The following is a 9,035-nucleotide window of genomic DNA, read 5'->3' on the forward strand; positions in this document are numbered from 1 at the left end:
ACCGGCTCCCGCGGCGGCCGTCGCGATGCGGGAGCCTGGCGGTCATGGGGAGCTCGTGACGGCGCCGCGGGAGCCGGTGGTTCTTCGCATGGGAATCCCTTCGTGGTGGGCTCGAAGCCGGACATCGGTCACGCTATCCATAAAGCCGCGAGCGATCACAGGTCGAAATCCCATTGTCCTGATCGCCGGTGCCGCGGGGAACCTATGCCTGGTCGATCTGCATGACGACCGCCTTCGGCTCGGTGAAGAAGTCGCGGCTGAAATCGCCGCCCTCCCGTCCGACGCCCGAGGCGCCGACCCCGCCGAACGGGGCGCGCAGGTCGCGGATGAAGAAGCAGTTCACCCAGACGGTCCCGGCGCGGAGCGCCGCGGACACGCGGTGCGCCCGGCTCAGGTTCTCGGTGAACACCATGGCGTTGAGGCCGTACTCGGTGTCGTTGGCCATCGCCACCGCCTCGGCCTCGGAGTCGAACGGGGCCACGACCACGACCGGGCCGAAGATCTCCTCCCGCCAGTGCGGGGCGTCCTGCGCCATGTCCGTGATCACCGTGGGGTGGACGACCCACCCGCCGCCGAGCCCCCCGGTGCGGATCCGTCCGCCCTCCGCCTCGATGGTCTCCATGTACCGGCGCACCTTCGCGAAGTGCGCCTCGGAGGCGAGCGGGCCGAGCTGGGTGCCCGGCTCGGACGGGTCGCCGACCACCATCGCCTCGGCGGCCGCGGTGAACCGGTCGAGGAACTCGTCGTAGACGTCGCGCTGCACGTACAGCCGGCTGCCCGCGAGGCACACCTGCCCGGCGTTGGTGAAGATCGCCTTGATGGACCACTCCACCGCCTTGTCCAGGTCGGCGTCCGCGAAGACGAGGTTGGCGCCCTTGCCGCCGAGCTCCAGGCTCACTGGGACGAGGTTCGCGCCGGCGATCTCGGCGATGTCGCGGCCGGTGCTCGACGCGCCGGTGAACGTGATCCGGTCGATCGCGGTGCTCTCGGTCAGCGCCTGCCCGGCCGACCCCGGCCCGTAGCCGTGGACGACGTTGAGGACGCCCGGCGGGACGCCCGCTTCGAGCGCCAGCCGCGCCAGGAGCGTCGCGGACGCCGGGCTGTCCTCGGCGGGCTTGAGCACGACGGTGTTGCCCCAGGCCAGGGCCGGCGCGACCTTCCAGGTCTCCAGCATCAGCGGGAAGTTCCAGGGCGCGATCGCGGCGACGACGCCGGCCGGGCCGTACCGGGTGTAGGCGTGGTGGCCGCTGTCCATCGGCAGCGCGTCCGCCGCCGCCAGGCGTGCGTGGTCGGCGAAGAAGCCGATGTTCAGGGCGGACCGGCCGACGTCGTTCCCGATGCTCTGGGCCACCGGCTTGCCCATGTCGCGGGTGTCCGCCAGCCCCAGCTCCCGCTTGTTCTGCTCGACCAGCTCCGCTAGGCGGTGCAGGATGCGCCCGCGCTCGGTGTAGCCCATGCGCGGCCAGGGGCCGTCGTCGAACGCCCGCCGCGCGGACGCCACCGCCTTGTCCACGTCCCGCTTGGACGCCAGGGCCACCTCGGACCAGGGCTTCTGCGTCCAGGGATCGACATCGTCGAACCGTGCGCCGTCGTGCGACTCGACTTCCTCACCGTCGATGACGTGGCCGTAGAACTCCATGTCGTGGTCAACCCTCATTCCTCTGTAGTGCCGGCGCCGTCGCGCTCGGCGAGCGTGATCCCGCCCGCGGCCCAATGCGTCGGCGGCAGCTCGTGGACGAGCACCCGTACGCGTGCCGGGTCGGTTCCGGTGGAACGCACGACCGCGTCGTGCACTTCGCTGATCAGTTCTCGGATCTGGTCGGGCGTCCGTCCTGCGGCCAAGGTGACCTGGACGAGGGGCATGTCGGATCCTCCTGGCGGGAAGGGGCGGTGAGGGCGGGGACCAGCCGCGCCGCGTTCCCGGCGAGGACGGCCCGCTCGGCGTCCGGCGGCAGGCCGAGCCCGCGGATCGTGGAGACCGCGCCGGTGTCGGCGAGGTCGAACGGCAGGTCCGTGCCGAGCAGGACGTTCTCGTGCCCGACGTCCTCGATCAGGCGGCGGAGCGCGGCCGCGTCGAAGACCGCGGTGTCGAAGTGGAAGCGGCGCAGGTGGTCGCGGGGCGACGTCGGGACGGTCCGCGCCTCCTCCTTGCGCTGCCAGCCGATGTCGAGCCGGGGTATCAGCCCCGGCAGGCAGCCGCCGCCGTGCACCAGGCACAGGACGGGGTCGTGCCGGTCGAGCACGCCGCCGAAGATCAGCCGTGCCGCGGCGAGGGCCGTCTCCGCCGGGTAGCCCAGCAGCTGCACCAGGTGGTAGTCGCGCAGCCGGGCGGGGGACGACGCGCGGCTGGGATGGACGAGGCAGAACGCCCGGCGCTCGGTCAGCAGGCTCCAGACGTCCTCGTTGGCGGGGTCGTCGAGCTCGCGGCCCCCGCCGAAGGTGCCGGTCGTCAGCCCGGCCATGCCGAGCTCGTCCAGGCAGCGAGCCGCTTCCCGGGCCGCTCCGGGCAGGCCCACCGGCACCGTGCCCAAGGCCGCGAGCCGCCGCTCGGCGGCCACGTGCTCGGCGAGCGCGTCGTTGGAACGGCGGCTGATCTCCATGACGAGCTCGTGATCGTCGGAGGCGGAGGCGAACACGAACGGCGGCGCCGCGACCAGCTGCGCTTCGATGCCCGCGGCGTCCATGGAGGCCAGGCGGCGCCGCACGTCGTACTGGTCGGCGGCCAGCGGGATGCGGGCGCCCTTGGCGACCCCGGACACCTCCGGGTCCAGCAGCAGCGTCCCGGAGTCCACGCCGGACAGGTCCGCGTAGCCGCGGCCGGCGAGGTACCGGAGCAGGGGCATGGGCAGCGCGTGCGCGTGGACGTCCACCGTCGCCGGCCCGTCCGGTCCCGGATCGGGACCCGCCGCGGCGTGCCCGCTGGTCGATGCCATCGCCGTCCTCCGCTCACTTGTTTCAGATAACCATTATGATGGATATGTGTGTCGCTGACAATCGGCCGCCGGGCGGGCGACCTCGGCGGGAGTCCCGGAAATCGGACATTGACTCTAATCAACATGGTGGTTAGAGTCGCCGCGAGCGCCGGTCCCGAGCCAACCGAGGAGTGCCATGTCGAAGATCTCGATCAGTTCAAGCAACGCGCCCAAGGTCGGCTTCTCCACGGGGACCACCCCTCCGCTGTCGCAGGCGATCGTGCACGGGGACCTGATCTTCTGCTCCGGGACGGGGCCGCTGGACCCCGCGACCCGCACGATCGTCTCCGACGACCTCGCCGAGCAGGTCCGGCAGACGCTCACCAACCTGGTCGCGGTGGTCGAGGCCGCCGGCGGGACCAAGGACTCGATCCTCAAGTGCAACTGCTACCTGCGCGACGCCGCCCAGTTCCCCGAGTTCAACAAGGCGTACCGCGAGTTCTTCGCCGACTGCGAGAGCTTCCCCGCGCGCACGACCGTGAACGCGCCCCCGCACCGGGCCGGCGTGCTGGTCGAGGTGGAGTGCGTCGCCGCCGTCGAGCCCAAGTAGCCGGCCGCGCCCCGGGACGAGACGCCGGGACGTCAGGGCCGCCGGGAAGGAGCACCCAATGACCGAGCCGTACCGTATGCCCGTCGTCGACCTCGACGGGATCGCCGAGCGCCTCGGCAAGAGCGGCAAGCGCGTGGAGGTGCTGTGGCAGCACAGCGAGTCCCTCGCCTTCGTGGCGCGGGGGCGCGAGTACCGCAGCGAGTTCCACCTCAATCCGAGCGATGAGGTGATGTACGTGATCCGGGGCGAGCTGCGCCTGCACAGCCGCCGGCCGGACGGCAGCGAGGTGATCGACGTGATCCCTGAGGGTTCGGCGATCTTCACGCCGTCCCGGCTGCCGCACTCCCCGCGGTTCGACCCGGACGCCTACATCATCGTCATCGAGCGGCTCCGCCGCCCCGGCGAGCTGGACCGCTTCCAGTGGTTCTGCCAGGGCTGCGGCGAGTTCCTGCACGAGGAGTCGTGCCACGTCGCCGACTACTCCACCGACCCGGTCGGCCAGGCCTACCAGCGCTTCTTCGACGACGAAGCGGCCCGGACCTGCGACAGCTGCGGCGAAGTCCTGCAGCCCTACTGAACCACGTCCGCAGAACAGCCGGTGACCGGCCCCGAGTGGAGTCCACCATGGAACGAACACAGGTCGCCATCATCGGAGCAGGCCCGGCCGGTCTGCTCCTCGGCCGGATGCTCGAACTCGCCGGCGTCGACGCGGTGATCCTGGAGCATCGGTCGCGCGCCCACGTCGAGGGCCGGATCCGGGCGGGCATGCTGGAGCATCGCACCGCGCGGCTCCTCGAAGAGCTGGGGCTGGACGAGCGGATGCGCCGCGAGGCGTTCGTCCACCACGGGTTCGAGATGCGCTTCGACGGGACGCGCCACCGGATCCCGATGGCCGAGCTGACCGGCGGCTGCACCGCGGTCATGTACAGCCAGCAGGAGATCGTCCGCGACGCGATCGAGGCCCGCGCCGCCTCGCGCCTGCCGCTGGAGTTCGAGGTCGGCGAGGTGCGGCTGGATGGGCCCGATACCGACCACCCGAAGGTCCGCTACCGGGTGGCCGACGGCTCCGAGCAGGTCCTGGCCTGCGACTTCATCGCGGGCTGCGACGGCTTCCACGGGGTGTCGCGGACGTCGATCCCCGCCGGCGTGCTGACGTCCTACCAGCGCGACTACCCGTTCGCCTGGCTCGGCGTGCTGGCCGACGTCGCGCCGTCCACCTTCGAGCTGATCTACGCCTGCCACGAGCGCGGGTTCGCCCTGCACAGCATGCGGTCGAGCGAGGTCAGCCGGTTCTACCTGCAGGTGCCGCCGGACGCTGACCTGGCCGACTGGCCCGACGACCGGATCTGGGCGGAACTCCAGCTGCGGCTCGGGACGGACGGCGGCGCACCCCTGGCGGAAGGCGCCATCACGAAGAAGAGCGTCACCGCGATGCGGAGCTTCGTCGTGGAGCCGATGCGGTACGGGAGGCTCTTCCTCGCCGGGGACGCCGCGCACATCGTCCCGCCGACCGCCGCGAAGGGGCTCAACCTCGCCGCCGCGGACGTGCGGCTGCTCGCCGACGCGCTGTGCACCTGGTACGAGTCCGGCGACCCGACGGCCCTGGACGCCTACTCCGACGACGCGCTGCGCGGGGTCTGGCGCGCCCAGCAGTTCTCCCGCTCCATGACATCGCTCCTGCACCACGACCCGAGCGACCCGATGGAATGGCGGCTCCAGCACGCCGAGCTGAAGCATCTCTGCACGTCGGAAGCCGCGATGAGGAACTTCTGCGAGAACTACGTCGGGCTCCCGGCGGTCGGACGCGTCCACCGGCGCGAGCCCGAGCCGACATGAAGGAGAAGGCCAGCCCATGACCACTGAAACCGGCGCGCTCGACCTGGCGGCGGAACGCCTGGACACCGCGCAGCACACCGTGGCCGCGGTCGGGCAGCTCCCCGGCGGGCTCACCCCCGCCGACGCGTACGCGATCCAGGATGCGGTGATCGCCCGCCGCCTGGCGCGGGGGGAGCGGCCGGCCGGGCTCAAGCTCGGCTTCACCAGCAAGGCGAAGATGGCGCAGATGGGCGTCTCCGAGGTGATCGTCGGGCGGCTCACCGACGCCATGCGCGTGCCCGACGGGGGCGAGGTCGCGCTGGCCCGGTTCATCCACCCGCGCGTCGAGCCGGAGATCGCCTACCGGATCGCCCGCGACGTCACCCCGGACGACGACGAGCTGCCCGTGGACGCGGTCGCCCCCGCGCTGGAGATCATCGACTCGCGCTACCGCGACTTCCGGTTCAGCCTGCCCGACGTGATCGCCGACAACGCCTCGTCCGCCGGCTTCGTCATCGGCGCCTGGCAGCCGCCCGGCGCGGACCTGGGCGGCCGCGAGGTCCGCCTCACCGTGGACGGCGCCGACGTCGAGACGGGCTCCACCGACGCCATCCTCGGCCACCCGGACCGGGCGCTGCCCGAGCTGCTGAGGATCGCCCGGCGCCAGGGGATGCCGCTGCGCGCCGGCCATGTCGTCCTCGCCGGGGCCGCCACCGCCGCCGCCCCGTTCCCGGCGGCGCGGGTCGAGGTGCATGTCGCGGGTCTGGGCACCGCGTCAGTGCTGGGCACCGCGCCGGACGCCGCCACCGGTTGAGAGGCGTCCAAGGAGAAAACGGCGGACGCCGGACGGCGAGGGAGGTGGGCCGGATCGGGGAGGATCCGGCCCACCTTCGCCCCCACGGGATGGCCGAGCGGTCAGCCCTTCGGCTCCTGGATGAGCTCGTCCAGGCTGACCGGCTTCTCGACGAGCTTGTACTTCTGCGTCAGCCGCACCAGTTCCTCGATCGACGCCCGCTCGAACGTGGTCGGCCAGGCGATCATCTTGATCCTGGCCGCCTGGGCCGGGGGGATCTTGGTGTAGCTGTTGAGGATCTTGCGGACCTCGTCGGTGTGGGCGTTGGCGTAGTCCAGCGACTTGCGCACGGCCGCGTCGAACCTGCGCACCACGTCGGGGTTGCTCTTGGCGTAGGCCGTGGAGGTGAAGTACGAGGCCACGGCCAGCTTCGGGTGGGTCTCGGCGTAGTTGTTGAGGATGGACCGGGCGCCGCGGTCCAGCAGCGAGGTGACGAACGGCTCGCACTCCCAGGCCGCGTCGATGCGGTCGGTGTTGATCGCGGTGACCATGTCGGGGAAGCCGATCTCGGTGAACTTCACCGAGCTCGGGTCGACGCCGCCCTTCTCCAGCGCGGCGCGGATCGTGACGTCCCCGATGTTGTTGAGGGTGTTGACGGCCAGGGTCTTGCCGGGCAGGTCCTTGATGCCGCGGATGGGGCTGTCCTTGGGGACCAGCACCTGGCAGGCCTCGTCGTTGCCCGGGGCGATGCCGACGCCCGGCGTGATCGCGTGCAGCGGCACGCCCTTGCTCTTGGCGACGATCAGCGACACGTTGTTGGAGAAGCCGAACTGGTTGCTGCCGCTGACGACGGCGGGCACGATCGCCGCGCCGCCCGCGGCCAGCTGCGGCTCGATCTTGAGCTTCTGCTCGGCGAAGAAGCCCTGCTGGACGCCCAGGTACAGCGGGGCGACGTCGGTGATCGGGATCAGGCCGACCTTCACCGTGGTCACGCCTTCGGCGTCGGTCTTCCCGGCCGACGTCCCGCCCCGCCGCAACCGGCGGCGGCGAGGCCGGCCGCGAGCGCCGCGAGGACCACCCGGAGCCGGCGCCTTCGGATCGTTCTCATCATGGCCTCACTCCTCCGAGCGGTACACGGCGCATATCGCCGCTTATGGCCAGAACGATTATCATCATTAGGATGTATCGTCAACGGTGTATCGGCCGCATCCGCCCTGTTAACCTACAATCGTTATGACGAATCAGGATGACGATTACATCGTCCGGGGCGCGTCCGTCATCACCATGGACGCGGACCGTCCGCGCGCCGAGGCGCTCGCGGTCCGCGGCGAGCGCGTGGTCGCGGCGGGCTCGCTCGACCGGGCCCGCGCGGCGCTGGGCGAGCACGCACCAGTCGTCGACATGGGCGGCGCGACCGTCCTGCCGGGGTTGATCGACACGCACATGCATCTGCTGTGGACCGGGCTCGCGCACGTGCTGCTCGACCTGGCAGGTCAGCGCAGCATCGAGGGCGTCATCGCGGCGACCCGCGCCTGGGCGGACGCTCACCCCGAGGCGCCGTGGGTCGTCTCCGCGGACGGGTGGGAGATCGAGGACATCGCCGAGCGCCGCCTGCCGACCCGCGACGAACTCGACCGCGCCTGCCCCGACCGTCCGGTCCTGATCCTGCGCTGCGGCCACGAGGGCGCGGCGAACTCGGTCGCGCTGAAACTGGCCGGTCTCACCGACGCCATGCCCGACCCGCCCGGGGGCCGCCTCGGCCGGGACGCCGCGGGACGCCTCACCGGCGTGCTGATCGAGCCGCCGGCGATCGAACTCGTCCGCCGCCACATGCCCCCGCCGGACGACCGGACCCGGCGGGCCGGGATCGCCGCCGCGGCCCGGCAGGCCCTCGCCGCCGGGCTGACCTCGGTGATCGAGCCGGGCCTGCGCACCGAAGAACTCGCCACCTACCAGGGGATGCACGCCGACGGCGAGCTGCCGCTACGGGTGACCGCGATGCCGCTGCAGGTGTCCGGCGCGTCCATCGACGACGAGGTCGCCCGCCTCACCGGCCTGGGCGTTGGCTCCGGCTTCGGCGACGACCGGCTGCGCCTCGGGCCCGTGAAGGTGTTCCTGGACGGCGGCGGCTCGCTGGGAACGGCGTACCTGCGCGAACCATGGCCCGGACGCTGCGACGACCACGGGCAACTGCTGCTCGACCCGGACGCGCTGCGGAAACTCGCGGTCGGACTGGTGCGGCACGGCTGGGGGCTGGGCGTGCACGCCGTCGGGGGAGGGGCGCTGGACCTGCTCTTCGACGTCCTCGACCAGGCCGACCGCGCGGCCCCGCTGAAACCGCTGCGCTGCCAGGCCATCCACGCGTACCTGACGCCCTCGGAACGCAACATGGCCGACGCCCGCCGTCTCGGCGTGGTCGTGGCCGCGCAGCCGACAATGCAGGAACAGTTCGCCGACCGCCTCATCGCGCAACTCGGCGAGGACGTCGCCGCCGCCGCCACACCGCTGGCCACCTGGCAGCGCGCGGGCGTCCGCGTGACAGGCGGCTCGGACTCACCCGTCACGCCGTTCCAGCCGCTGCGCGGAATCTGGCAGGCCGTGACCCGCCACCACCCGCCGAGCGGCGGACCACTCGGCCCGGACGAGCGGGTCGACGCGGCGTCGGCGCTGCGGATGTACACCGCCGACGCCGCGTACGCCGCGTTCAACGACCACGCGGTCGGCACACTGCGTACGGGCAAGCGAGCGGACTGGGTCGCACTGGCCGGCGACCCGGAACAGTGCCCCCCGGACGAACTACGCGACTTGCCCGTCCTGGCCACCGCGGTAGACGGAAAGATCCACCATCACGCCTGAACACCACCCCAAAACCCAAACTCAACGCGCCGGGCGGACGTCGGGGTGG

The 9,035-nt window shown here is 71.9% G+C and carries 9 protein-coding genes; 5 read left to right on the forward strand and 4 right to left on the reverse strand.

Going from position 1 to position 9,035, the window contains the following annotated elements:
* Positions 1 to 202: 202 nt before the first annotated feature.
* The 3 genes from E1287_RS39820 to E1287_RS39830 are packed head-to-tail and all read right to left on the reverse strand — an operon-like array spanning position 203 to position 2,933.
* Positions 203 to 1,657, reverse strand: a complete 1,455-nt coding sequence (locus tag E1287_RS39820; protein WP_243719759.1) for an aldehyde dehydrogenase — start codon at positions 1,655 to 1,657, stop codon at positions 203 to 205.
* Positions 1,654 to 1,863: a tautomerase family protein gene (locus E1287_RS39825; protein WP_131970757.1), complete on the reverse strand. Its 210-nt coding sequence runs from the start codon at positions 1,861 to 1,863 to the stop codon at positions 1,654 to 1,656. The genes E1287_RS39820 and E1287_RS39825 overlap by 4 nt, the downstream gene beginning before the upstream one ends.
* A complete protein-coding gene (locus E1287_RS39830) occupies positions 1,803 to 2,933 on the reverse strand; it encodes an amidohydrolase family protein (protein ID WP_131970758.1) in 1,131 nt (376 codons plus the stop codon). The genes E1287_RS39825 and E1287_RS39830 overlap by 61 nt, the downstream gene beginning before the upstream one ends.
* Positions 2,934 to 3,108: 175 nt before the next feature.
* Between E1287_RS39830 and E1287_RS39835 the strand changes: the two genes are divergently transcribed.
* From E1287_RS39835 to E1287_RS39850, 4 genes are read left to right on the forward strand one after another with little or no spacing between them, the layout of a single operon-like run.
* Positions 3,109 to 3,522 (forward strand): RidA family protein, encoded by a 414-nt coding sequence (locus E1287_RS39835; RefSeq protein WP_131970760.1) that lies wholly within the window; start codon positions 3,109 to 3,111, stop codon positions 3,520 to 3,522.
* 58 nt (positions 3,523 to 3,580) lie between these two features.
* Entirely contained in the window at positions 3,581 to 4,099 is a 519-nt protein-coding gene (locus E1287_RS39840) for a 3-hydroxybutyryl-CoA dehydratase (protein WP_131970762.1), read from the forward strand.
* A gap of 47 nt (positions 4,100 to 4,146) precedes the next feature.
* Complete coding sequence (locus tag E1287_RS39845) at positions 4,147 to 5,358, forward strand: 4-hydroxybenzoate 3-monooxygenase (protein WP_131970764.1); 1,212 nt, start codon at positions 4,147 to 4,149, stop codon at positions 5,356 to 5,358.
* A gap of 16 nt (positions 5,359 to 5,374) precedes the next feature.
* A complete protein-coding gene (locus tag E1287_RS39850; RefSeq protein ID WP_131970766.1) occupies positions 5,375 to 6,151 on the forward strand; it encodes a fumarylacetoacetate hydrolase family protein in 777 nt (258 codons plus the stop codon).
* 101 nt (positions 6,152 to 6,252) lie between these two features.
* Here the strand turns inward: E1287_RS39850 and E1287_RS39855 are convergent, their stop codons facing one another.
* Positions 6,253 to 7,122: an ABC transporter substrate-binding protein gene (locus tag E1287_RS39855; protein ID WP_165969425.1), complete on the reverse strand. Its 870-nt coding sequence runs from the start codon at positions 7,120 to 7,122 to the stop codon at positions 6,253 to 6,255.
* Positions 7,123 to 7,363: 241 nt separating this feature from the next.
* On the opposite strand from E1287_RS39855, the gene E1287_RS39860 reads away from it, so the two are divergent.
* Complete coding sequence (locus E1287_RS39860; protein ID WP_131970770.1) at positions 7,364 to 8,986, forward strand: amidohydrolase; 1,623 nt, start codon at positions 7,364 to 7,366, stop codon at positions 8,984 to 8,986.
* Positions 8,987 to 9,035 lie beyond the last annotated feature (49 nt).

This window comes from Actinomadura sp. KC06 (assembly GCF_004348735.1).
Taxonomy (GTDB): Bacteria; Actinomycetota; Actinomycetes; order Streptosporangiales; family Streptosporangiaceae; genus Spirillospora.

Bases quoted from the DNA above. Each gene is read 5' to 3' on its own strand.
- E1287_RS39840 (WP_131970762.1), top strand. From the start codon at position 3,581: ATGACCGAGCCGTACCGTATGCCCGTCGTCGACCTCGACGGGATCGCC.
- E1287_RS39830 (WP_131970758.1), bottom strand. From the start codon at position 2,933: ATGGCATCGACCAGCGGGCACGCCGCGGCGGGTCCCGATCCGGGACCG.
- E1287_RS39820 (WP_243719759.1), bottom strand. From the start codon at position 1,657: ATGAGGGTTGACCACGACATGGAGTTCTACGGCCACGTCATCGACGGT.
- E1287_RS39845 (WP_131970764.1), top strand. From the start codon at position 4,147: ATGGAACGAACACAGGTCGCCATCATCGGAGCAGGCCCGGCCGGTCTG.
- E1287_RS39860 (WP_131970770.1), top strand. From the start codon at position 7,364: ATGACGAATCAGGATGACGATTACATCGTCCGGGGCGCGTCCGTCATC.
- E1287_RS39850 (WP_131970766.1), top strand. From the start codon at position 5,375: ATGACCACTGAAACCGGCGCGCTCGACCTGGCGGCGGAACGCCTGGAC.
- E1287_RS39835 (WP_131970760.1), top strand. From the start codon at position 3,109: ATGTCGAAGATCTCGATCAGTTCAAGCAACGCGCCCAAGGTCGGCTTC.
- E1287_RS39825 (WP_131970757.1), bottom strand. From the start codon at position 1,863: ATGCCCCTCGTCCAGGTCACCTTGGCCGCAGGACGGACGCCCGACCAG.